The sequence below is a fragment of the Terriglobus sp. TAA 43 genome (assembly GCF_000800015.1).
Lineage (GTDB): Bacteria > Acidobacteriota > Terriglobia > Terriglobales > Acidobacteriaceae > Terriglobus.
In genome coordinates, this window is record NZ_JUGR01000001.1 from 532,296 (window position 1) to 554,394 (window position 22,099).

A 22,099-nucleotide genomic window follows, 5' to 3' on the forward strand; every position below is an offset into this window, starting at 1 on the left:
GTGTTAATCCTCATACGGAACAAACTTGCCATCGCAAGAAAGAGTGGGCTTCACTGCAGGCGGCGTGGCTGGGTTGCTCGTTACGCCCTCGCCTGAGAAGCTAATATTCGCGCCCTTCGGTCCGTAAGTGAAGGCAGCAAACCGAGCCCGCATCTGCGCAGGCTGAATGCCGCGCACTTCCACGCCGTTCAGCGTGACTTCACTGATGTGGTCTTTGTTCAGTCCTGCGACCTGCACGATACCCGGAGTGATACTAAGCACATCTTCGATGTGGATGCCCTTGTAATCGGGTGTCATATCGCCTTTCAGGCCGGTGTCTTCAATGCCATCGGTTGTTTGTCCGGTGTAGAACGGAGAAATGGAAATCGGCATCGCGACATTACGCATGCACACGTTGCGGTAGCTCACACCGCGCACGATTCCGCCGCGCTGCACGTTGCTCTTAATGCGAATGCCACTGGTCGTGTGGTCCAACGTCAGCGTGTCTACGTAGATGTCCGATTCATCGCGGGCCTCGGACCCCATCGACATACCGTGACCGCTGTAGAAGTGGTTATCTAACACGCTCATGTGGTGCACGCTGGCCTTGATTGCGATGTTGTCGTCGCCGTTATCAATCCAGCTTTTGGCTACGGTCACGTTCTCTGAGGAACCAGGATCAATGCCGTCGGTATTGCGTGCGTCTGTACCGCGCACGGTTGGTGTCAGCAGATGAACGCCCCACGCTGTGAAGCCGTTGGTATTGCTCACCGTCACATGAAAGTTGGGCGAGTTGTGGAGGCGAATGCGATACAGGATCAATCCATCCGCGTGGTTCGCGACGATCAGCCTTGGCGCGGAGTATTTCGTGTTCGTCGGTTCCATGGCTCGTGACTGCTGCCACCACGTGAAAGTTTTGCCCAGGATCTGTTTGTCGCCGCGTCCATCAATCACACCATCACCCATGACAGCGGCGTTCTTCACGTCGCGCACGTTGATTAACGCGAGGCAGTTCTTCGCCTGTGGCCCTGTAATGCCGCAGGTATCTGGCGTTGCATCAAAGAGCCGAGGATCCCGCGATGCGTACAGCGTTACGCCTTTATCAATCATCAGTGTCACGCCATTGCGTAATTCCAGCGGCCCGCTGAGAAAAGCGTTGGAGACGCCATCCGATTTGAGGACCACCGCCTTGCCTTCGCCGCAATGATCCATGGCCTTCTGGATACGCTCGGAGTCCAGTTTCTTTTCGTCCTCCTCCCCCAATGCGTTGCTGGTCGCATGGAGTTGCGCCTTCAACACCGTGCATGCGGGAGGGATCACCGGCTCAATGACGTGCCGGGTGTCCTGTGCGTGGAGGAGAAGCGGTGGAGCAAACAGAAGTACTGCGACTGCATAGCGTTTCAAGCGGATTCCAGTCTGGTGCGGATTCGAGCGATGCACCGCAACTATAGGAGCCCATATTCACTGTCGTCAACGAATATCGAAACGTTTCGTATTCTGACGTGGCGCGGCCTAATGCGAGGTGAACACCAGCAAATTCCCGTCCGGATCACGAGCCAGAACGCGATGATGCTCTACAGTGGCCGGAAGGCCTTGTTTTTGTAGTTTTCGCAACGTTTCTTTCTCTTTGACGCCGGTGAAGACCAGCACAAGCTTCTCCGGCGAACTCTGAGACAGAAAAGCGAATGAGCCGTCCTTGCCACCGGCAGGAGACGTGACGTGCGCGCCCTCGCGCACGCCTCCGTCCACGAAGTTCATTTTCTGGATGAAATACTCCGCCGTAGCTGCTGGATCCTTCATGGGAACCACTGCCGCAGCGAGATGTGTTGCGATGCGGTCCCCGTCCAGGTGCTGGCCAAAATCGTTGCTGTGTTTCGAACCCGGAAGGTATTCCGTGATCTCTTCGGTTTGCCCTTCCGGCCCCTTCCACGCCAGCAGCATGTTCCCTGCCCCAGCCTTGCGTACAGGCGGCGCAACCACACCATTCGCGGTGTAAATCGGATACAGACCCGGCAGATTCACCGCCTCAAAGCACACATGCAGAAACGCCGCCGTCTGCCCTGCGTCTGCTGGATATAGTTCCAGATACTGGCGGTCATTCAGCTTGATGAACGCTTCTGTAACCTTGCCGTCCTTGGTAATTTCAAACGGTTGCGCGAAGCCAAGTTTCTCGTAGAACGCGCGGGATGCCTGCAAGTCGGCCACACGAATCGCCACATGCGCAATGCCGACGATCGCGGGCTTCTGCGCTGCACTGGGCGACTCTACTTGCGCATGGAGTGCCGGCAGCAGCATCGCGGACCAAAGGGCCAAGCCAGCAATGTTCTTGTTCATCGCGCCATCCATCCCCCGTCCACGGTCAGGACGGTTCCGGTGACGTAGTCGCTTGCTGCCGACGACAGAAAGAGCGTCGCACCCACCAGATCCGAAGGCTGCCCCCAGCGACCAGCAGGAATGCGTTCCAGGATCTGCCGATTGCGGGTTTCGTCGGCTTGCAATGCTTCGGTATTCGTCGTTGCGAAATAGCCAGGAGCGATCGCATTCACCTGAATTTGCTTCACAGCCCATTCGTTCGCCAATGCCTTGGTCAACTGAGCCACACCGCCCTTCGACGCAGCATAGGCAGGCACGCGGATGCCGCCCTGAAAGCTCAAGAGCGACGCGATGTTCACAATCTTGCCCGGTGCGTTGCGGCTGATCAGATCGCGACCCACGAGCTGCGAAAGCTGGAACACGCTCGTCAGGTTCACCTGCAACACGCGCTGCCAGTCCTCCAGCAGCACGCTCTCCGCTTCATTACGATGGATCATTCCAGCGTTATTGATGAGGATGTCAACGCGGCCGAACTTCGCCTTCGCCTGGTCAAAGAGGGTGCGTGCGCCTTCTGTTTCGGCCAGATCTGCCTGAAACGCGGCGGCAAAACCGCCAATGGCAGCCGCAGTTTCATCTGCTGGACGGCGGTTTCCATGCACTGCGACGGACGCACCGGCCTGGGCAAGGCCCACGGCAATGGCAGCACCAAGACCGCTGGCCGCGCCAGTCACCAGAGCGACCTTTCCATCCAACCGAAACAGATCGAGCGAAGAAGCTGAAGTCGACATATCTGCATGTCACTTTATGCGCCGTATGCCACGATCTGCAAATACGTTTCGATGAAGGGCGGAGTTATCGGACACTTCCCTCAGACGAGATCAGGTAGAACGTTACTTTATCGGCGGTTGTTCGCTTGTGGAGCGTCCCACGAGGGATCACCAGAACATCGCCTTTCTTCAACTCGACACGAGTGGCTCCGTCCGCCGATGGTGCAAGCCATTCTCCTGGCTTCACATTACGGCCATCTTTCGGAGTTCCGCCGAGTTCATAAACCGTGGAGCCTTCCAACACCTGGAGGATATGGTCGCGACCTTCGTGCCACTCAAATTCTTTCGCAGCCTTCTTCTCTTCCACGGTCATCGCCATGGTCAGTCCAGCAGATCCTTTAAACAGGTTGTCGTTGCCGGGACTGGCATTCAGAGTCTTCTTGGATGCCTCCAGTTTCTCGTTCGAGAACACCTGAAACGGCTCGGGGTGCGGGATAGCCTGCGCCTGTGTCTCCATCAAAGGAAGAGCCAATGCGGTCAGCGATGCAGACGAAAGAAAACTGCGGCGAGTCGATGTCATAGCCATGGTGTGTGAAGCATACATGTGCGTTTGCACTTGCGGCTACATCATTGCGGCTCGCTATACTGCACACATGAAGCTGCTTCAAATGTCCGATCCGGTGCGCTTTCCCCGCATGACCACTGCAGAATTGCGCGAGACCTTCCTGCTGGAAAACCTCTTCACCGCAGGTGCAATCGATCTGGTCTACGTTGATCTGGACCGCACCGTTATTGGCTCTGCTGTTCCTACGGCGACTCCGCTTCATCTTGAAACACAACCAGAATTGCGCGCAGAGTTCTTCTGCGAGCGTCGCGAACTTGGTGTGCTGAATGTCGGCGGCACTGGCACCATCACCGTGGATGGCGAGCGTTATCCCATGGAGAAACTTAGCTGCCTCTACGTCGGGCGCGGCAGCAAGGTTGTCACGTTTGACAGTGAAAACGCTGATGCACCCGCAGCGTTTTACCTGCTGAGCTATCCCGCACACGCGGACTATCCTACAAAATCTGTTGCATTCAAAGACCTGCAAGGATTGCAGCTTGGCACCGTGGAAACGTGCAATAAGCGCACGATTTACAAAGCTATTTATCGCGACGGCATTCGTTCCTGTCAGCTTGTGATGGGTTTCACGTTGCTGGATGCAGGATCAAACCTGAACACCATGCCTCCGCACACGCACATGCGCCGCTCTGAGGTGTACATGTACTTCGACGTCGATCCTGCGCACCGCGTGTTGCATCTGATGGGGCCGCCGCAGGAGACCCGCCATCTCGTCGTTGCGAATCGCGAAGTCGCCGTTTCACCAGGATGGAGCATCCATGCGGGCGCGGGCACCAGCGCCTACGGTTTCTGCTGGGGCATGGGCGGCGAGAATCAAGCCTACGACGACATGGACGGTGTCAGCATCGCCGACCTGAAGTAAGCACACTAACGAATCTGAAGACGGTCCGCACCTACTTCGTGCGGGCCGTCTTCTTTGCGAGTTGTTGTATCTCGCTCGTAGCCAGAAGATACGCGCCGACGCCCTTCGCGTCGTTGTCACCTACGGCTTCATGAACGTAGTAGTTGTAATCGCCTGCGCGATAGGGCTTGCCGCCCAAGCCGCTGACCTTCACAGTTCCATGCAGCGTGACCTTGCCGCTGCTGTCCGTGGTGATGAATTCCTTCTCGATGCCGAGCCAGCCCTTGACTGCATTCGCGCGATATTTATCTGGCAGATAACCCAGTCGCACGCCTTTTGCTAATGCGTATGTGAACATCGCGCTTGCAGATGCTTCACGGAAATTGCCAGGCTGTCCGCCTTTGTCCATCACATCCCACCATGTGCCGCTCTTTGCATCCTGATACTTCGCAGCGCCCTCGGCAACATGTTGCAACACGGCAATCAACTTCGCGCGTTGTGGATGGTTCGCGGGAAACGACGGAATGGTATCGACCAGCGCCATTGCATACCAACCCAATGCGCGCGCCCACACTTCCTGTGAAAGCCCCGTCGTCTTATCCGCCCACGGCTGCTCTTTGCTCGCATCCCATCCGTGGCGCAGCAATCCTGTCTTTGGATCGCGCATGTGTTCGTCCATCAGCAGAAGCTGCTTGGCAATATCGTCGAACTCGTCTGCAACATGAAAAGTCTTCGCATACCCCGCGCGAAATGGCTCACCCATGTAAGCGCCGTCCAGCCACATCTGATTCGGATAGATCTGTTTGTGCCAGTAGCCACCCGCGGAATTGCGCGGCATCGTCTGAAACTGATTGAAAATCAGCTTCGCTGCTTTCGCATATCGTTGATCGTTGGTTTTCTCATACACCGCGAGTACAGCGCGACCGGGCTCCAAATTATCGAGCGTATGTAGTTCCGGGTTGAAAGCCTTGCCAAGCTCTGTCGTCACATTGCCGTCTTTGTCCACCCAGCGGTCGACTGTTGCGCGCACATACGCAAATGCATTCGCATCATCTGCTGCTCGTGACTGCGCTGTCATACCGTCCAGCAATGTGCCAACTTCATAAGCCCATGCGCCCGGCCGAGCCTGAGTGGTGATGACACCTGCGGACCAATTCTGTTCCACGGTGCGTGCCATCGCTGCGCCTTGCGTGGCAGCTTTTTGAGCGACTGAATCCAAAGCCTGTCCATGCACTGGCGCAACCGCCGATAACACTACCGCAGCCAAAGCTAACCGAACACCGATGACTCGAACCGACATGGAACCTCTTCTGGGATAGCGTTTTCACCCGTTGTCTTGCGTGGAGAAAAACGTTTTTAGTATTCCTACGCCCAAATACTACGGCATGGAATACACGTCCGTCAGATTCGGCATTCCGCAATCTTCCACGAAGGGGCACGTCGCCTGATATTCTTCCCCTTGAGATGACTACCGTTGACGTGCTCTACCACTACGAGATCCAACCGACCGAACGCTCCGTTCTGGCCATTGCGCGCATTCGCGAGGTTTACGGCATCCGCCGTGTCACTCTGGACGAACGCGCCAAGACGATTGGACTTGAGTACGACGCAACACGTCTGACCGAACCCGCCGTGCGCCAGCTTGTGCGCCGCGCTGGTGTCATGCTGGTCGATCCGCCATCGCCGGAAGAGCCACTGGAAATTGACGATCCGGCAGTCGTTCAGGCTTAAAAACATGCAAGAAACAGCGACGGCGTAATCGAAGAGATTACGCCGTCGCTTTGTTTCTGGCATGACTTGAATGTTCTGTTGGGGTCGATGTTGTCCAGCAAGTCCGCGACAGAAAGCCATATTTCAGACGCGCTTAGGCATCTCGCGCGGCTTTCAACAAGCGATCACGAATGGCCTCGACCAGTGGTTCTTCACTGGAGGAAGGGAGAGGACAGACGATGGTCCGAACTCCCTTTTCGTCGAGCGTGCGCAGCCCCGTATAGAGTGTTCTCGCTAGCGCGGCAGGCTCGTTCCATGCTTCCCACGCAAAGACCTTACCGCTCCATCCGCTTGCCTTCCAGCCTTTGGGCAGCATCACGCCGGTATGCTCGGGAGTAACGTGCAATAGCAGATCGTCCATGTCCGCTTGCGTATGTACCAACATCACGTTTGCCTTTGGTGCGTAATGCCGAATGCCCACACCCGGCGACGGGAGGCTTTCCGGCTTCGCCGCAGGCTTGGTGACGTCCTCACGTCGGTGATACACGGTGACAGGCTTACCCAGTACCGCTTCGATCTGAGCCCGGCTCACGCCCCCTTGGCGATATAACACGCGCGTCACTGGATCGAGAACTGTCGATTCCACGCCGATCTCCGACGGACCGGCATCCAGGACAGCGTCAATCCGTCCATCCAGATCCGCCAGGACATGCGCGACGGTCGTGGGGCTTACGTGGCCGAAAAGATTGGCGCTGGGAGCGGCCAGCGGCAACTCGGCACTACGGATCAACTGCTGTGGCGTCTTGTGCGCCGGCATTCTTACCCCTACCAGCTCTCGTCCTGCCGTCACACTATCGGACAGGCTCCGATGGCGTGGCAACAACAGAGTGAGTGGTCCGGGCCAGAACCTCTCCATTAACATCAACGCAGCGGTGGGCACCTCACGCACCACGCGGGAGAGCATCGCCATGTCGCTCACATGGACAATGAGTGGATCCCAGCTGGGGCGTTTCTTCGCGGCAAAGATCGCAGCTACGGCTTTTTCATCCAGAGCGTTTGCGGCCAGGCCGTACACGGTCTCGGTTGGCATGGCGACCAGTCCGCCATCCTGAAGAATCTTTGCCGCTTTTTCGATGTCGGCGGGTTGATCGGCCTGAAGATGCAGCGTCCGTTGTGCAGAGGAAGAAGATGTCGCAATTTTCACCGGTCTATACTGCCCACTTTCTCGTACCGTTCGCAAGTACCCATGCCTATACTTTGTTATGCAGCACGCGGAGATTGAGCTCAAGTTCCGTGTCGGCGATGCGCGCGAGTTTCATGCGCGCGCCCTGCGCGCCGGCTTTCAGATCCACACCGAACGCACACTCGAACGCAATACTCTCTTCGACACGTCGGAACGCCGCCTTCTCTCGGAGCGCCAGATCCTGCGGCTTCGCGAATACAACGGCCGCAACCTGCTGACCCACAAGAAGCCACCGGCGGATAACGACGACACCTCGTTCTACAAAGAACGAGTGGAAACGGAGACAGATGTTGCCGACCCGGACGCGTTGGCAACAGTCTTTGTTGAGCTTGGCTACGGTCCGGTGTTTCGCTATGAGAAGTTCCGTACCGAATTTCGCGATGGCCAGGGTGAACTATTGCTGGATGAGACTCCAATTGGCATCTTTGCGGAACTGGAAGGCACACCAGATTGGATTGACCGGGCACTGGAACGCCTGAATGTATCCCGCGAGCTCTGCTTTACCGATAGCTATGGCCGCATGTTTCTGGACTGGAAGCAACGTAGCGCATCCCTTGCAGAGAATATGACCTTTGAAGAGATCGAATCTTCACGCGCTCTGGTATAAAGTCATACTTTTGGCAGGAATCAAAACATGTAACTGCTTTCCACAGCAGATGTTATTCCAAGGCCCAGCGCACGTTGACCTCAGCCTTCTCATTCGATATAGTTAATCTTGTTGAGCGGGAGTAGCTCAGTGGTAGAGTGCTTCCTTGCCAAGGAAGATGTCGCGGGTTCAAATCCCGTCTCCCGCTCCATTTCCAGCCTTGCCTCTCCGGCGTGCTGATACCGGCTTCAGACTATCGAAGCAAGCGTAAGATAGATTGCACATTCCTCTTCTCCTGAATGTGTGAATGGCGCGGTACCCAAGTGGTAAGGGAGAGGTCTGCAAAACCTTTATGCGTCGGTTCGATCCCGACCCGCGCCTCCACTCCCCTATCGCGTCTCGGATTCCCTTTTCTATAAATTCAGCTACACAGCTGTCGCTACGAAATCCACTTCAACAAGCGAATGATTCCCATCTCTGCTGGTTTGCGATGTGCACTTACGTCCGTACGCGCGGCGATTTCGCGGCGATTCTGTTTGTAATAGTCATATGCGCGCAGGAGCATCTCTTCGTTCGTCAGAGTCGGCTGCCAGCCTAGTCCGCGTTTGATCTTCGTAGTGTCGAAGATGAAACTCTCCGCAATCATCTTGTAGTGGTAGGGCCCCAGTGGGGACACCTTCAGCTTGTGAGCCAGCATCATCGCCGCGATTGTTGGAGTCTTTGGCAACGAGCGGACTTTACTGCGGCTGCCACCTGCGGCGATGACAGCTTCATACACCTCGCGCATTGACTTCACGTTGTCGGACCCAATGTGGAAGATGCCACTGCCCTGGTAGCTGGCGCCCTGAATGCAGGCTGTCGCCAGATCGTCGGCGTAGATGAACTGGTACCGATTGCTACCGTCACCCACTACCCATACCGTTTTGTGGTCATCGATGAACTCGTACAGAATCGCGAGTAATCCCAACCGACCGCTATCCATGATCGTGGGGCAACGAATGATGACCACGTTCAGGTCGTCCATGAACGGCTTCAGGCGATGCTCCGCCTCCAGCTTGGAGCGGCCATAAAGCTCCACGGGAGCAGGTGTGTCGTTTTCCTCATGAACCGGATGCCCCAGGTTCGACGCCCACAGACAATTCGTCGAGACGAAGACGAACGGTTTCACACCATGCTTCTTTGCCAATTCAGCCAGCAAAGCTGTGGCATCCACGTTGCTGGTCCACATTAGGTGCTCATCCAGCTTCATGCCATGCGCGAGCTGTGCTGCCGCATGAAAGATGGCGTCGAAGCTGTGCTCGGCAAACGTGCGCTCCATCAGCGCGCGATCGCGTAGATCACCCTGAATGCTAGTTAATCCGTCGAGCCCGGCGTCTTCGTCGCGCTCAAGATCAATGTTGACTACGGTATGTCCTTCGCGCAGAAGCCTGCGCTTCAACACGCCGCCAAAGAATCCTGATGCACCGGTAACGAGATAGTGAGCCACTGAAAATCCTGTCTTCTATCGTACCGAAATACACCGTTGCCAAACCGGATCGTCACAATAGAAGACACTTACGCGATGCAATCCGTACACTAGCGTGAGCAAGTCTTGAAGGAAGCAATGCCGTCCCGCAAAACCGCCCTCATCATCGGAGCAGGCCCCGCTGGCCTCACCGCAGCACTGGAGTTCCAAAAGCAGAGCTCCATTCACCCCGTCGTCCTTGAAGCAACTGGCGAAATCGGGGGCATCTCGCGCACGGTACAGTACAAGGGCAACCGCATGGACATCGGCGGCCATCGCTTCTTTTCAAAGAACGATCGCGTGATGAAGTGGTGGCTAGACCAGATGCCCACCGAACGCGGAGCGGACAGTAAGGCTGCCATCGCCTACCAGAACAGCACTCGCTCAATTGAGGGGCTAGCGGAGAGCTCTGACAAAACGGCTCAAGAAGCGGATTTACTGATGCTTATCCGCCCGCGCAAAAGCCGCATTTACTACCTCCGCCGGTTCTTCGACTATCCCATTACGCTCACACGCGACACGCTGGAAAAACTTGGACTGTCGCGGGCAGTGCGTATCGGCATCAGCTACATCGAGTCGCGGCTTGCGCCCATTGAAAATGAAAAGTCACTCGAAGACTTTCTCATTAACCGGTTTGGTCGCCAACTCTACCTCACCTTCTTCAAGAGCTACACGGAAAAGGTGTGGGGCACACGATGCGACGAAATCAGCGCAGAATGGGGCGCACAGCGTATCAAGGGATTGTCGCTCACCACTGCGATCAAGCATTTCCTTAAGAAGTCCTTCAGCAAGAAGGACGCTGATTTGTCGGATATTCAGCAAAAGAAGACAGACACATCGCTGATTGAGCGCTTTCTGTACCCCAAGTACGGGCCAGGCCAACTCTGGGAGCATGTCGCGGACAAGATCGTATCCAACGGTGGGGAGATTCAGCTCGAAAACCCCGTCGTCGGCATTCACACAGAAGGCAATCGTGTGATCTCAGTAGACGCAGCTGATGGCCATGGCAATGTCACAAATCATCCTGCGGACGTCTTCGTGTCCACCATGCCGATGCGTGATCTCATCCGCGCGATGGAGCGCACGGGCACAGCGATTCCTGCGAACGTGAAACAGGTCGCAGAAGGCCTTGTGTATCGCGATTTCATCACAATCGGCCTACTCGTGGATCGTCTTGCGGTTACTGAAAACGATGGTTCATTACTGAAAGACACGTGGATCTATATCCAGGAGCCAGATGTCCTGATTGGTCGTCTACAAATCTTCAATAACTGGAGTCCGTATCTCGTCGCGTCCGACAAAATCTGGATTGGCCTTGAGTATTTCTGCTATGAAACAGACCCGCTGTGGAGCATGCCGGACGACGAGTTAAAGCGACTTGGTGCAGTAGAGCTGCATAAGATCGGCATTCTTCCCTCGCCGCAGTTTGAAGACGCGCATGTGGTCCGCGTCCCCAAGACCTATCCTGCTTACTTCGGCACATACGATCGCTTTGACGAACTTCGCGCCTTCACCGACCAGTTTGAGAATCTGTTTCTTGTTGGTCGTAACGGCATGCACAAGTACAACAACCAGGATCATTCCATGCTGACCGCAATGCGTGCCGTCGACAATGTGATCCATGGCATCACAGACAAGCGCAATCTCTGGAAGATCAATTCGGAGATGGTCTATCACGAAGAGAAGGACGCCGAAGAAGTACCCGACGCGGAAGAAGACTCGATGCGCACTCCGACGACCTAGATGGAGTTAGGAAGCCTAACGAACACTTCGTCGTCATATCGACGGATCTCGTAGGTTCCCAGATCAGGGTCGGCAATGTTCTCACTCTTGCCGTTCGTTACGTCGAATCGCCATGCGTGATACGGGCATACGACCATACAACCGTCCAGATGCCCTGCGGATAGAGGTGCACCCTGATGCGGGCAGTGGTTGTCGAATGCAACCAGCTTTCCTTCGATCTCTGTAACGCAGATTTGCAGTCCATTGCGACCCGCGAAACTCTTCATTTTTCCTGCGTCTGGCAGGTCTTTCGCATCGCATAACTTCGCAATCATTCCAAAACCTTTTCATGGCGGAACTTGACATCGTCCGCACGGCATCCTAACGTGACATTCGCAAAGCACTTATTGCATCGAGGACCGTTTGAGCACATCGCCATCCGCAGGCCGCACTCTTAGAGCCATTGTTACCGACGTTCAGTTCTGGGTGCCAGTTGCCGTTCTTGGTTTCGGCCTCGCGCTGCTTATCGCGCTTCACTAAGCGCTAATTTCTCTTCAGGATTACTGCCCTGTCACAAGAACATTCATCCAATGCGTCGTCGCTGCATTCCCTAGGCGTTCTCTGCGGTCTGACTGCAGGTGTCTGGCTGGGAGCCGCAGAAGCGCCCACAAAACTCGTTACCGCGGGCTTCTCCCCATTTGCCATCTCGCTCTGCATGGTGGCAGGTGTCTTTACTGCACGCTGGACATTCCCCACGCTGCTCAAAGGCACAGGTTACGTTTTTCGCGATCTGATGGCGCGTAAGCACCTGCTGGTGTGGGCAATCCTTGCGGGCGCCTTGTGGGCCGTTGCGAATACGCTGACGGTGTTCGCCATTCGTGATGTGGGCCTGGCCATTGCCTTCCCCATGTGGAACACCAACTCCCTCGTAGGCCTCTTCTGGGGACGTATTCTCTTTCGCGAACTACAAGGTGCGGACGGCAAGACAACAACCAAGGTCGTCCTGGGAACCACCTGCATCATCATCGCTGCGATTATGCTCGGCTTCAGCACTCTGCATGGAGCCACCTCCACCGGACACAATGCGCTGGGAGGCGTTCTCGCCGCTATCGGAGCCAGCCTGATGTGGGGCACCATGTACGTGCCTTACCGCAAGGCATATCTCAGCGGCATGAATCCGCTGTCGTTCGTCACAGCTTTCACCGTGGGTGAACTGTTCACGATGTTCGCCCTTACATGGACACTTGATGGCGGGCGGCATTCTTCCGCGTTCACACTCGTGCAGAGCGGTCCGCTGTTGTTCTGGCTCTTCCTCGGCGGATTTGTCTGGGTTATCGGAGATCTCTTCCAGCAGTTCGCAACGAAGTACCTCGGCATTGGCCGTGGCATTCCTCTCTCCAACACGAACCAGCTTTGGGGGTTGGCATGGGGTGCGCTCGTGTTCGGCGAACTCCGCAATGCCGACGGCCAACACAAAGCTCTGGTCATTGCCGGATCGCTCATCATGATCCTCGGCGCCCTGTTTATCAGCACCGCCAAAGCTTCCATCGGGGAGCACACGTCGCGTAACAAGGCCCTCGAACGTGAGTGCGACCGCTATGGCTTGGACTATCGCGAAACCCTTCTGGCTCAGGCGGGCGATGAATTCTCAGGACGCGAAGAAAAGCGACGCTGGTGGGATTACCTCATCGTCGGAGTCGCTACCAGCTTCTTCATTTTTCTCGCTGTGCGCGCTGTCGTACCACCGCTGGAGATGAACTTCCGCTGGATGGCCGTACTTGGTATTGTCCTGGTGGTTAGCCTGATCGCCGCCGGGATGCGCCTCCGCCGCGAGACACGCTTTTCCTGATGTCCCCTGCACCGTAGACTGGATTCACTGTGGCCGTACGACTGAAAGACATTGCGCGCGATCTGAACGTGTCTACCGTGACCGTTTCTAAGGTGCTGCGGGGCAATCCCGACATCAGCGAAGCCACCCGCGCACGCGTTCTACAGCGCATGCAGGAATTGAACTACCAGCCAAACATGCTGGCGCGGGGACTGGCCAGTGGCCGCACCTACACCGTAGGTCTTGTGGTTCCAGACCTCGTGCAAACGTTCTTTGCCGAGTTCGCAAAGTCCCTTTCTGAAGTTCTGCGTGAGACGGGCCGCGCTCTCATCATCGCGTCGTCAGAGGATGACCCGGCGATCGAGCAATCGGAAATTCGAACCATCCTTAGCCGTGGCGTGGATGTGTTGCTCGTCGCGTCGTGCCAGCAGAATTTGGCCAGCATCTACCAGTCTGGCGACGAACGAACGCCATATCTGCTCATCGATCGTAACTATCCAGAGTTAGAAGCACCTTTCGTTGGCGGCGATGACTTCGCAGTAGGCCGCATGGCCACGCAGCACCTCATCGACACTGGCAGAAAGCGCATTGCGCACATCACGGGGCGGCCGCTGAGCCCGTCCATGGAGCGCGCGCGCGGCTATCGCGAGACTCTTGCTGCAAACCAGCTTCCGGTGGATGAGTCTCTCGTCGTCCGGTTCGACCACATGGACGAAGCCGGCGACCGCGAAGGCTATGCTGCGATGCAACGCCTGTTAGGAGAGCATCCGGATGTGGATGCCGTCTTCTGCTACAACGACCTGGCGGCCATTGGTGCCATGGAAGCTGCACGTGACGCAGGCCGCTCCATCCCCAAAGAGATTGCCTTCGTTGGCTGCGGCAACATGCCTTATGCCCGCTATCTGCGGACGCCATTAACTTCTATCGATCAGAGCACCGAGCGCCTCGGCCAGCAGGCCGGGCGGCTCGCAATTCAGCTTGCGGAACAGCCGAACCTGGAACCTCGTTCCGTCCTTCTGGAACCAACATTGGTCGTCCGCGAATCCTCTCTGACAACTTCTGCCAAATAAGAACTTTTATCCTTGCGCACCGTCTCATTGACTGGGTATAGTTACCGCTAACTAAACGCCCGTACGAAAGGCGTAGCTGGAGGGTTGTCATGGGTACTGCAGTTGTTGATGCCGTTGGTGAGAACGGTTTACCAATCGAGCACGAGTGGGAAGAATTTCTTCAGGGACGTTACAAGGAAGGCAAGAGCCAGGAGGAATTTCGCGTTTATGACGCAGAGGCAAACCCCGGTGTTGCAGAGTTTTACCGCCTAAACCATACCTACCAGACGCACGAATACGTGCTGGGCAAAGAAAAGGAATACTTTGGCCTGACGCGCGGTAAAAAGAGCATCTGGGAAGCTGCGGAATACCTGAATACCCTCGTCGACGACAGCGACCCCGACACAGATCTGACCCAGATTGAACATCTGCTGCAGACCTCTGAAGCCATGCGCGCCAACAATGAGCCGCGCTGGATGGTGGCCACCGGCTTTGTTCATGACCTGGGCAAGTGCCTCTGCCTCTACGGCGAGCCTCAGTGGGGCGTCGTGGGCGATACCTTCCCCACCGGCTGTGCGTACTCCAATCAAGTGGTCTTCCCCGAATATTTCAAGGCAAATCCGGATTACAACAACCCGCTGTATCAGACCAAGTACGGTATCTATGAACCAAACTGCGGTCTGGACAAGGTGAAGATGAGCTTCGGCCATGACGGCTACATCTACGAAGTAACGAAGAACTACCTCCCCATGGAGGCGCTCTACATGCTTCGCTATCATTCGTTCTATGCCTGGCACCGTCACGGCGCATATGACCACCTGTGCAACGAGCAGGATCGCGCCATGCTCCCTTCCGTGCTTCGGTTCAATCCCTACGATCTGTACTCCAAGGGCAATACCAAGCCAGACATGGCTCAGTTGAAGCCCTACTACGACGATCTGTTTGCTGAGTTCTTTCCTGAGAAGCTTGACTGGTAAACCAGCGTCATTCCATCTCCAGGGCCCTCGGTTATCCGGGGGCCTTTCGTTTGGTACGACCAGCAACTTGACGTTCTATTTTTGCTTTTGAGGGGAGTACGATGAAGGAGATGTCGCAAAAACCGAAGAGCACAAAGGTCGATCTGGTAGGCGTGGGTCTCAACGCCACCGATACTGTCATTCCCCTTGCCAGCTTCCCTGCCCTCGGTTCCAAAACCGAATATTCGGAGCGCAGCATCCTTCTCGGCGGCGAAGTTTCTACCGCTGTTATCGCCTGCCGCCGCTGGGGTCTGCGCACGCGCTACATCGGACGTCTCGGCGATGACTACGCGGCACGGCTGCACCGCGCCGCATTTGACGACGTCGGTGTCGAAACGCGCATAACGACAGTCGAAGACTCCGCCAGCCCGCAGTCGCTGATTCTTGTCGACGGCTCCGGCGAGCGCACCGTTCTGTGCCATCGCGACCCGCGCCTTACGCTACAGCCAGAGGACCTTCACCGCGAATGGATTACTTCTGCCCGCGCGCTGCTCGTGGACGGATATCACACCACTGCTGCCATCACCGCAGCCAGTTGGGCTCGTGAGGCTGGCATCCCTGTCATTGCGGACTTAGACGTGATCCGCCCCGGCGTGGATGACCTGCTGCCGCTGGTCGACTATGTTCTCGCCAGTCGCGAGTTCCCTTCTGCACTTACCGGCGAGCCCGATCCCTTGAAAGCTCTAAAGCTCCTCCAGGAACGCGCAGATTGCAATCTTGCCGGAATCACTCTGGGGCTTGAAGGCGTGCTCACTTTCAACGGTAAGCAGATTCTGCAGCGACCCGCCTATCGCGTCTCCACAGTTGATACAACAGGTGCGGGCGACCTGTTCCACGCAGGCTTCATCTATGGACTGCTGCAGGGCTGGCCACTCGAGCGTCAACTCGACTATGCCTGTGCCGCAGCCGCTTTGAACTGCACACGTGCGGGCGCACGTGGTCGCATTGGAACAGTGGAAGAGATTACGCGCATCATGCTCGCAGATCAGCGCTATGCGAGCCAGAATGCGGTTGCGGAAAAGACTGCCCAGTAGCTTTAGCTGTCTTCGATGTCCAGACCGAGATCCAGCGCGCGCACGCTATGCGTCAGTGCGCCCACCGAAATGATGTCCACGCCTGTCTCCGCAATCTCACGAATGCGTGGCAACTGAACACCACCGCTTGCTTCCACCAGGGCGCGTCCATTGATCTGCTTCACCGCATCACGCATCTGCTCCGTGGTGAAGTTATCGAGCATAATTGTGTCCACGCCTGCGGACAGCACAGGTTCAATCTGATCGGGACGATCTACTTCCACTTCAAAATGCGTTGTGTGCGGAAGACGGCTCCGTGCCTCTCGTAAAGCCGTGGACAGATCTTTTTTGCCCCCGTCTGTAACGATGGCAAGGTGATTATCCTTGGCCAACACTGCATCCGACAGCGAATAGCGATGATTGGATCCGCCACCGCAACGGACAGCATAGCGCTCCAGCAGCCGCAATCCCGGCGTCGTCTTGCGCGTGTCCACGATGCGAGCCTTCGTTCCCGCGGTCTCCGAGACATACTTTGCTGTGAGCGTTGCAATGCCGCTCATCCTCTGGATGAAGTTCAGCGCAACGCGCTCTCCGCGAAGAACATTGCGAGCAAATCCACTCACCGTGGCTAGCACCTGACCAGCGGTAAACGATTCTGCGTCCCGTACAGAGAAGGTAACGAGCGTTGCAGGGTCGACCAGGCGCATCGCCGCAGCGAAAACCTGCGCGCCGGAAAGAACACCATCTTCCCTCGCTGCGAGAATTGCTGTTACCTGCGTATCTTCGGAAATCAGAAGCTCGGAAGTAACGTCACCCCAGGGAGCGTCCTCGTCCAGTGCAATGCGGACAATGCGATCGACAGCGTCTACGGCGAGTATCATCAAGCAACCTTGGGCTTCACATAAAGCATACGTTCCAGCGCAATACGCGCAGGCTCGGCCACATCCTCTGGAACGGTAATCTGGTTAACGATTTCACCGCGATCCATAGACTCCAGCACCCACGCCAGATAACTGGGATGAATGCGATACATCGTAGAGCACGGACAGATGATGGAATCCAGGCAGACGATGGTGTGTTGGGGATTCTGGTCGGCGAGGCGCTGTACCAGGTTGATCTCAGTGCCGACAGCAAACACGCCGCCGGGTTCGGCCGCTTCAATGCGCCTCTTAATGTAATCCGTCGAGCCGTACTCGTCCGCAGCGTCAACCACTTCCATTGGGCACTCCGGATGTACGAGCACACGCACACCGGGATGCCGGTGACGCGCGTGGCGAATCTGTTCTACCGTGAACCGCTTGTGCACTGAGCAGTAGCCATGCCAAAGGATGACCTTTGCGTCACGCATCGCTGCTTCCGTGTTGCCGCCAAGCTCCTGCTCGGGCTGCCATACCGGCATCTGAGCCAGTGGAATACCCATGGCCTTTGCAGTGTTGCGTCCGAGATGCTGATCTGGGAAGAACAACACGCGCTGTCCGCGTGCGAAGGCCCACTCCAGCACTTGAGCCGCATTAGACGACGTACAGACAATACCGCCATTGCGTCCACAAAACGCCTTCAGTGCTGCTGAAGAGTTCATGTACGTGACTGGGATAACGGGAGTACGACCATCGGCATCTGGCTCGTTGCCGTATAGATCCATCAACTCTTCCCAGCAATCCTGCACGCTATCCAGATCGGCCATATCGGCCATGGAGCATCCAGCGGCAAGATTCGGCAGGATTACCGATTGATTCGGCTGCGATAGCATATCGGCGGTTTCTGCCATGAAGTGGACGCCGCAGAAAACAATGTATTCCGCGTCGGGTCGGGTCTTTGCTGCCTGTGCGAGCTGGAAACTGTCGCCAACAAAGTCGGCGTACTTTACGACTTCATCGCGCTGATAGAAGTGGCCAAGCATTACCAGTCGATCGCCCAGCGAATGTTTCGCCGCACGGATACGCAGATCAAGCTCGGCTGCCGAGGCATTGCGATACTCCCGCGGAATCACACCCTGTGCGGGCGAACCTTCGGGTAGCGCATCACGCTGTGACGCACCGGGACCATAGCCTGCGGTCGCGTCATACTGCCAGGGATCGTCTGCAAGTGCGGAGGAGCAACTGGAGCCTTGCTGTTCGCCAATACGAATCAGCCGGAGGGTATTGTCAACGGAAGCCAACGCGAATCCTCGTAACCACGCGTCCCGGGATTCCGCTGGCACTCGATGTTCCGATGCACCGCGTGTACGCGCTTCTACCAAGGATAAACGTTTCCGCGAAGTCTCGTATCAGGCCGCTTTTTTCAGGAGTGATCGCTGATGTAACAGGTTCACCAGTTCGCGTTCTTCAGCATGTAACGCTGAGGGGTGTTTCGCAATACTCTTGCGCTCTTCGAGAATCTGGTTCTCAAGCTGCTTCTCCGCTTCCTCAGCACTGATTGCGCCAAAATAGCGTTCCAGAACTGCAGGATGGACGTAGCATTTGCGGCATACGCTGGGAGTATTTCCGAGCTTCGACGCTACCTGAGCGATGGCCTGCACCACATTCTTTTTCGCCTGCGTCATGGATGTTGCCGGTTCCGACTCATTGAGCAAAGAGCAGCACAGGACGCTGCCTGCCCACGTACGGAAGTCTTTTGCTGTGAAGTGTTCACCCGTAATCTCTTTCAGATAGTCATTCACGTCCGTGGAATCGATGCTATGGCGATTGCTCTCATCGTCCACATACTGAAATAGCTCATATCCCGGAAGCTCGCTGATCTGGCGGATGATCTTCGCAAGCCTGCGGTCTTGCAGGTTGATGGTGTGATGAACACGGCTCTTGCCTTGAAAGTCGAAGGTAACGTGCGTCCCATGAACCTCCACATGTTTCGTCCTCATGGTAGTCAGGCCGTAGCTTTTGTTGGTGCGCGCGTATTCCTCGTTGCCAACGCGAATATGAGTCTCTTCCATAAGCCGGACTACGGTGGCCAACACCTTCTCACGCGGCAACCCCGGTTGCTCCAGATCATTTGCGACACGTTTACGAATGATCGGCAATGCCTCCGCGAAAAGTGACATGCGCTCATACTTCGTCTCGTCGCGGACTTCACGCCAACGCGGATGATAGCGACTCTGCTTGCGTCCGCGCGCATCCCGCCCGGTACATTGCAGGTGACCGTTGTCGTGCGTGGTGATCCAGACATCGGTCCATGCCGGCGGGATCACCAGTGACCGGATACGTGCAAGGACCTGCTTCTCCCGCAGCACCTTGCCATCGGGCGTGGTGTAACGAAACGTCTTGCCATGCGCAATCCGATGATGCCCAGGTTGACGATCGCTTGTGTAGCGAAGCCCTGCTGACTTTGCCGCTTCGACCGGATCAAGAATGATTTCCGGTGCCTTCATTCCGACTGCCTTCTTCATCGCAACGAATGGGATGCAGAATCCGCAACTGGGGTGACCGCCGTCTGGAGATGGATGTCTCGTATAGTTGGCATATCCCCTCCTGCAGAAAGGACATGCTTTTGCGCCAGGCACTGGAGCGCTATTTCGACTTCGCCGGTCTTCACGCCACATGGCGCACGGAGATCCTTGCGGGTCTAACGACCTTTCTGACGATGGCTTACATCATCTTCGTCAACCCTGCGATCCTGTCGAAGACGGGTATGCCGATTGCCGCGGTGACGGCTGCCACATGTCTTTGCGCCGCATTTGGCTCCATTCTGATGGGGTTTATGGCGCGCTATCCGTTGGCACTGGCACCGGGGATGGGGTTGAACGCGTACTTCACCTACACGGTGTGCCTGAAGATGCATATTCCCTGGCAGACGGCGCTGGGGGCGGTGTTTATCTCCGGTGTGGTCTTCCTACTGCTTACCTTTGGGGGCATCCGGCAGTTGCTGGTGGAGGCGATCCCGCGTGAGCTGCACGCCTCGGTCGCTGGTGGTGTTGGACTGTTCATCGCCTTCATCGGGTTAATGGAGTCCGGGATCATTGTGCGTGATCCGGATACCACTGTTGCGCTGGGGAATCTGCGCGCACCGGGAACGGCGCTGGCGTTGTTCGGGCTACTGTTGATTGGTGTGTTGCAGATCCTGCGTGTGCGTGCGTCGATCCTTATCGGTATTGCCGGGACGTTGCTCACTGGATATGTGTTTGGGCAGGTGCATCTGGCTTCGCAGCCGTTCTCCTTCCGGGCGATTACGGCGACGGCGTTTCACCTGGACATTCGAGGCGCTCTGCATACGGGCGCGCTGGAGATCATCTTCGTCTTCCTCTTCGTGGACCTGTTCGACAACGTGGGAACACTCGTTGCCGTGACCAAGAAGGCTGGACTCATTACGGACGATGCGAAGATACCTCGGTTGTCGCGTATCTTCTTCGCCGACGCGACCGCCACGATTGCGGGATCGCTGGCGGGAACGAGCACGGTGTGCTCTTACATTGAGTCGTCGGCTGGTGTTGCTGCTGGTGGACGGACGGGGATTCCGGCCATCGTGACGGGACTGTGTTTCCTGGTGTCCATGTTCGTGGCGCCTCTTGTGGGAGCGATTCCCAGTTCGGCTACTGCGCCTGCGCTCATCATCGTCGGGGCGCTGATGCTGGGTTCCATTGCCGAGGTGAACTGGAGCGATCCGACGGTTGCCATTCCGGCGTTCCTTACGCTGGTGATGATTCCGCTGACGTATTCCATCGCCAATGGACTTGGTATTGGCATTACCAGCTTTGCGCTCTTGCGGCTGTTCAGCGGCCAATCGTCGCGCAAGGACTGGTTGCTGTTTGTGCTGGCAGCGCTATTCGTCGCGCGGTTCCTCTTTCTGTCACATCACTAAACGCACCTGCATGAAGAATGGCCGCAACGTGAGACGTTGCGGCCATTTTCTATTCAGTCGATGCGAACAACTACTTCAAACCTTCCTGCTTCAAATCCCAGTCGATGACTTGCTTCAGGGTCTCGTAGGGTACGCCACCCAGGGGCATCAGGTGGCCGTTGACCGCGAGCATGGGGGTCTGGTCTACGCCCAGCTTCCCTGCCAGCTCGATCTGTCCGTCTAGCTTAGTCTTGGCGGCGGGTGAGGCGGCGCAGGTGGCCATGGCGGCGGGATCAGCACCGGCAGCCTTTACGGCGTTGGCAATCGTGGTGTCTGCCATCGAGTCGGTCAGGCCTTCCTGGTGGGCGAAGACGTCCTTGATGTAGGTGAAGAAGGCTGCATCACCCTTGGCCTGCGCTATGCAGTTGCCGATTGCGGCAGACTTGTAGGCGAAGGGGTGAATCTCCACCAGCGGATAGTTCTCGTACACGAAACGTGCCTGCGGGAAGTCCTTCTGTAGCTGTTCCATCACCGGCTCTGCTTCCTTGCAATGCGGGCACTGAAGGTCGGCAAATTCTACGAAGAGGATCTTCTTGTCGGCGGCACCGGTGGCGGGGCCGTTGGCTTCGGCGGCGAGCACCTTAGCGTTGTCGTCGAAGGGATGCGCTCCGAAGCGGAAGACTGTATCGGCAATGGCGTATTTACCATCTGCCGTGACGTAGAAGCGGACGCTGTCTACCTTGTTGCCCTGGCTCTTATCGGCTACAAAGATGGTCACCTTGCTCACGCCGGGAGCAGGCGTCTTCTGGATGGCCATGACCTTCCAGGAGCGGTTGGTGTCGTAGCCCCAGATGGCCTTGAGGAAGGCTTCCACGTCGGCCGAGGTGGGCGAGGTGGCATCGAAGTACTTCGGGTTGGTAGCCGGGAATGCGGGTTCGGCAGGCGCCTGGGCAACAGCGGCAGAACCAACCGCAATCGCCACGGCAGCAGCAAAGGAGAGCAAGGACTGGATTCGCATGATCACGTTTATCTTCTCACCCAAGAGCGATGTCGCAAGCCCCTTTCACTGCGCCGGGTTGCGCTACCCCCTCCCCTCCCCCTGTTTTTCTAAAATCGTCTTTCTATTGGAGTTACGG

The 22,099-nt window shown here is 56.6% G+C and carries 21 protein-coding genes and 2 tRNA genes; 11 read left to right on the forward strand and 12 right to left on the reverse strand.

The genetic code is table 11. From position 1 onward, the window contains the following. Window positions 1–3: 3 nt before the first annotated feature. The 4 genes from M504_RS02125 to M504_RS02140 form a co-directional block, all read right to left on the reverse strand. A complete protein-coding gene (locus M504_RS02125; RefSeq protein WP_232296122.1) occupies window positions 4–1,383 on the reverse strand; it encodes a glycoside hydrolase family 28 protein in 1,380 nt (459 codons plus the stop codon). 108 nt (window positions 1,384–1,491) lie between these two features. Further along, on the reverse strand, window positions 1,492–2,313 hold the full coding sequence (locus M504_RS02130; protein WP_198137507.1) for a VOC family protein: 822 nt from the start codon (window positions 2,311–2,313) through the stop codon (window positions 1,492–1,494). Next, window positions 2,310–3,080 (reverse strand): glucose 1-dehydrogenase, encoded by a 771-nt coding sequence (locus M504_RS02135; protein WP_047487416.1) that lies wholly within the window; start codon window positions 3,078–3,080, stop codon window positions 2,310–2,312. Before M504_RS02135 ends, M504_RS02130 begins: the two co-directional genes overlap by 4 nt. Window positions 3,081–3,144: 64 nt before the next feature. After that, window positions 3,145–3,663 carry a cupin domain-containing protein gene (locus M504_RS02140; protein WP_232296123.1) on the reverse strand — a complete coding sequence of 173 codons (519 nt, stop codon included), beginning with the start codon at window positions 3,661–3,663 and terminating at the stop codon, window positions 3,145–3,147. Between M504_RS02140 and kduI the strand changes: the two genes are divergently transcribed. Next, the gene (kduI, locus tag M504_RS02145; protein ID WP_232296124.1) at window positions 3,662–4,543 is read left to right on the forward strand and encodes a 5-dehydro-4-deoxy-D-glucuronate isomerase; all 882 of its coding nucleotides are present in this window, start codon (window positions 3,662–3,664) and stop codon (window positions 4,541–4,543) included. The genes M504_RS02140 and kduI overlap by 2 nt on opposite strands. 31 nt (window positions 4,544–4,574) lie before the next feature. Here the strand turns inward: kduI and M504_RS02150 are convergent, their stop codons facing one another. Further along, complete coding sequence (locus M504_RS02150; protein WP_047487418.1) at window positions 4,575–5,822, reverse strand: glycoside hydrolase family 105 protein; 1,248 nt, start codon at window positions 5,820–5,822, stop codon at window positions 4,575–4,577. A 164-nt stretch (window positions 5,823–5,986) separates the two neighbouring features. On the opposite strand from M504_RS02150, the gene M504_RS02155 reads away from it, so the two are divergent. Then, window positions 5,987–6,253 (forward strand): hypothetical protein, encoded by a 267-nt coding sequence (locus M504_RS02155; protein WP_047487420.1) that lies wholly within the window; start codon window positions 5,987–5,989, stop codon window positions 6,251–6,253. A 133-nt stretch (window positions 6,254–6,386) separates the two neighbouring features. Here M504_RS02155 and M504_RS02160 read toward each other — a convergent pair whose 3' ends face one another. Continuing rightward, entirely contained in the window at window positions 6,387–7,436 is a 1,050-nt protein-coding gene (locus M504_RS02160) for an L-threonylcarbamoyladenylate synthase (RefSeq protein ID WP_369792886.1), read from the reverse strand. 58 nt (window positions 7,437–7,494) lie between these two features. On the opposite strand from M504_RS02160, the gene M504_RS02165 reads away from it, so the two are divergent. From M504_RS02165 to M504_RS02175, 3 genes are all read left to right on the forward strand, one after another. Next, window positions 7,495–8,082 (forward strand): class IV adenylate cyclase, encoded by a 588-nt coding sequence (locus M504_RS02165; protein WP_047487423.1) that lies wholly within the window; start codon window positions 7,495–7,497, stop codon window positions 8,080–8,082. Between the two features lie 115 nt (window positions 8,083–8,197). Then, a tRNA-Gly gene (locus tag M504_RS02170) sits at window positions 8,198–8,272 on the forward strand. Between the two features lie 98 nt (window positions 8,273–8,370). Beyond that, window positions 8,371–8,445: transfer RNA gene (locus tag M504_RS02175), tRNA-Cys, on the forward strand. Window positions 8,446–8,500: 55 nt separating this feature from the next. Here M504_RS02175 and M504_RS02180 read toward each other — a convergent pair. Beyond that, complete coding sequence (locus M504_RS02180) at window positions 8,501–9,547, reverse strand: NAD(P)-dependent oxidoreductase (RefSeq protein ID WP_047487426.1); 1,047 nt, start codon at window positions 9,545–9,547, stop codon at window positions 8,501–8,503. A 117-nt stretch (window positions 9,548–9,664) separates the two neighbouring features. Between M504_RS02180 and M504_RS02185 the strand changes: the two genes are divergently transcribed. Further along, window positions 9,665–11,308: an NAD(P)/FAD-dependent oxidoreductase gene (locus M504_RS02185; protein WP_047487430.1), complete on the forward strand. Its 1,644-nt coding sequence runs from the start codon at window positions 9,665–9,667 to the stop codon at window positions 11,306–11,308. Here M504_RS02185 and M504_RS02190 read toward each other — a convergent pair. Further along, window positions 11,305–11,622 (reverse strand): Rieske 2Fe-2S domain-containing protein, encoded by a 318-nt coding sequence (locus M504_RS02190; RefSeq protein WP_047487433.1) that lies wholly within the window; start codon window positions 11,620–11,622, stop codon window positions 11,305–11,307. The genes M504_RS02185 and M504_RS02190 overlap by 4 nt on opposite strands. Window positions 11,623–12,002: 380 nt before the next feature. Between M504_RS02190 and M504_RS02195 the strand changes: the two genes are divergently transcribed. The 4 genes from M504_RS02195 (at window position 12,003) to M504_RS02210 (ending at window position 16,214) form a co-directional block, all read left to right on the forward strand. Then, window positions 12,003–13,136 carry a GRP family sugar transporter gene (locus M504_RS02195; protein WP_232296125.1) on the forward strand — a complete coding sequence of 378 codons (1,134 nt, stop codon included), beginning with the start codon at window positions 12,003–12,005 and terminating at the stop codon, window positions 13,134–13,136. 29 nt (window positions 13,137–13,165) lie between these two features. Next, window positions 13,166–14,185, forward strand: a complete 1,020-nt coding sequence (locus tag M504_RS02200) for a LacI family DNA-binding transcriptional regulator (RefSeq protein ID WP_047487439.1) — start codon at window positions 13,166–13,168, stop codon at window positions 14,183–14,185. A gap of 89 nt (window positions 14,186–14,274) precedes the next feature. Beyond that, a complete protein-coding gene (locus M504_RS02205) occupies window positions 14,275–15,141 on the forward strand; it encodes an inositol oxygenase family protein (protein ID WP_047487443.1) in 867 nt (288 codons plus the stop codon). Between the two features lie 101 nt (window positions 15,142–15,242). Beyond that, window positions 15,243–16,214: a carbohydrate kinase family protein gene (locus M504_RS02210; RefSeq protein ID WP_052200240.1), complete on the forward strand. Its 972-nt coding sequence runs from the start codon at window positions 15,243–15,245 to the stop codon at window positions 16,212–16,214. 2 nt (window positions 16,215–16,216) lie between these two features. Here M504_RS02210 and nadC read toward each other — a convergent pair whose 3' ends face one another. The 3 genes from nadC to M504_RS02225 all read right to left on the reverse strand — a co-directional run bounded on the left by nadC (window position 16,217) and on the right by M504_RS02225 (window position 19,557). Next, on the reverse strand, window positions 16,217–17,074 hold the full coding sequence (gene nadC, locus M504_RS02215; protein ID WP_047487448.1) for a carboxylating nicotinate-nucleotide diphosphorylase: 858 nt from the start codon (window positions 17,072–17,074) through the stop codon (window positions 16,217–16,219). Beyond that, the gene (gene nadA / locus M504_RS02220; protein WP_047493132.1) at window positions 17,074–18,351 is read right to left on the reverse strand and encodes a quinolinate synthase NadA; all 1,278 of its coding nucleotides are present in this window, start codon (window positions 18,349–18,351) and stop codon (window positions 17,074–17,076) included. Before nadA ends, nadC begins: the two co-directional genes overlap by 1 nt. Before the next feature lie 108 nt (window positions 18,352–18,459). Then, complete coding sequence (locus tag M504_RS02225) at window positions 18,460–19,557, reverse strand: DNA topoisomerase IB (protein ID WP_047487451.1); 1,098 nt, start codon at window positions 19,555–19,557, stop codon at window positions 18,460–18,462. Between the two features lie 113 nt (window positions 19,558–19,670). On the opposite strand from M504_RS02225, the gene M504_RS02230 reads away from it, so the two are divergent. Then, window positions 19,671–20,984 carry an NCS2 family permease gene (locus M504_RS02230; protein WP_047487454.1) on the forward strand — a complete coding sequence of 438 codons (1,314 nt, stop codon included), beginning with the start codon at window positions 19,671–19,673 and terminating at the stop codon, window positions 20,982–20,984. Window positions 20,985–21,054: 70 nt separating this feature from the next. On the opposite strand, the gene M504_RS02235 is transcribed toward M504_RS02230, so the two are convergent. Next, complete coding sequence (locus M504_RS02235; RefSeq protein ID WP_047493134.1) at window positions 21,055–21,981, reverse strand: thioredoxin domain-containing protein; 927 nt, start codon at window positions 21,979–21,981, stop codon at window positions 21,055–21,057. Between the last annotated feature and the right edge of the window lie 118 nt (window positions 21,982–22,099).

Bases quoted from the DNA above. Each gene is read 5' to 3' on its own strand.
- M504_RS02130 (WP_198137507.1), bottom strand. From the start codon at position 2,313: ATGAACAAGAACATTGCTGGCTTGGCCCTTTGGTCCGCGATGCTGCTG.
- M504_RS02135 (WP_047487416.1), bottom strand. From the start codon at position 3,080: ATGTCGACTTCAGCTTCTTCGCTCGATCTGTTTCGGTTGGATGGAAAG.
- kduI (WP_232296124.1), top strand. From the start codon at position 3,662: ATGTGCGTTTGCACTTGCGGCTACATCATTGCGGCTCGCTATACTGCA.
- M504_RS02140 (WP_232296123.1), bottom strand. From the start codon at position 3,663: ATGTATGCTTCACACACCATGGCTATGACATCGACTCGCCGCAGTTTT.
- M504_RS02150 (WP_047487418.1), bottom strand. From the start codon at position 5,822: ATGTCGGTTCGAGTCATCGGTGTTCGGTTAGCTTTGGCTGCGGTAGTG.
- M504_RS02155 (WP_047487420.1), top strand. From the start codon at position 5,987: ATGACTACCGTTGACGTGCTCTACCACTACGAGATCCAACCGACCGAA.
- M504_RS02165 (WP_047487423.1), top strand. From the start codon at position 7,495: ATGCAGCACGCGGAGATTGAGCTCAAGTTCCGTGTCGGCGATGCGCGC.
- M504_RS02185 (WP_047487430.1), top strand. From the start codon at position 9,665: ATGCCGTCCCGCAAAACCGCCCTCATCATCGGAGCAGGCCCCGCTGGC.
- M504_RS02190 (WP_047487433.1), bottom strand. From the start codon at position 11,622: ATGATTGCGAAGTTATGCGATGCGAAAGACCTGCCAGACGCAGGAAAA.
- M504_RS02195 (WP_232296125.1), top strand. From the start codon at position 12,003: ATGGTGGCAGGTGTCTTTACTGCACGCTGGACATTCCCCACGCTGCTC.
- M504_RS02205 (WP_047487443.1), top strand. From the start codon at position 14,275: ATGGGTACTGCAGTTGTTGATGCCGTTGGTGAGAACGGTTTACCAATC.
- M504_RS02210 (WP_052200240.1), top strand. From the start codon at position 15,243: ATGAAGGAGATGTCGCAAAAACCGAAGAGCACAAAGGTCGATCTGGTA.
- nadC (WP_047487448.1), bottom strand. From the start codon at position 17,074: ATGATACTCGCCGTAGACGCTGTCGATCGCATTGTCCGCATTGCACTG.
- M504_RS02225 (WP_047487451.1), bottom strand. From the start codon at position 19,557: ATGAAGGCACCGGAAATCATTCTTGATCCGGTCGAAGCGGCAAAGTCA.
- M504_RS02230 (WP_047487454.1), top strand. From the start codon at position 19,671: ATGCTTTTGCGCCAGGCACTGGAGCGCTATTTCGACTTCGCCGGTCTT.
- M504_RS02235 (WP_047493134.1), bottom strand. From the start codon at position 21,981: ATGCGAATCCAGTCCTTGCTCTCCTTTGCTGCTGCCGTGGCGATTGCG.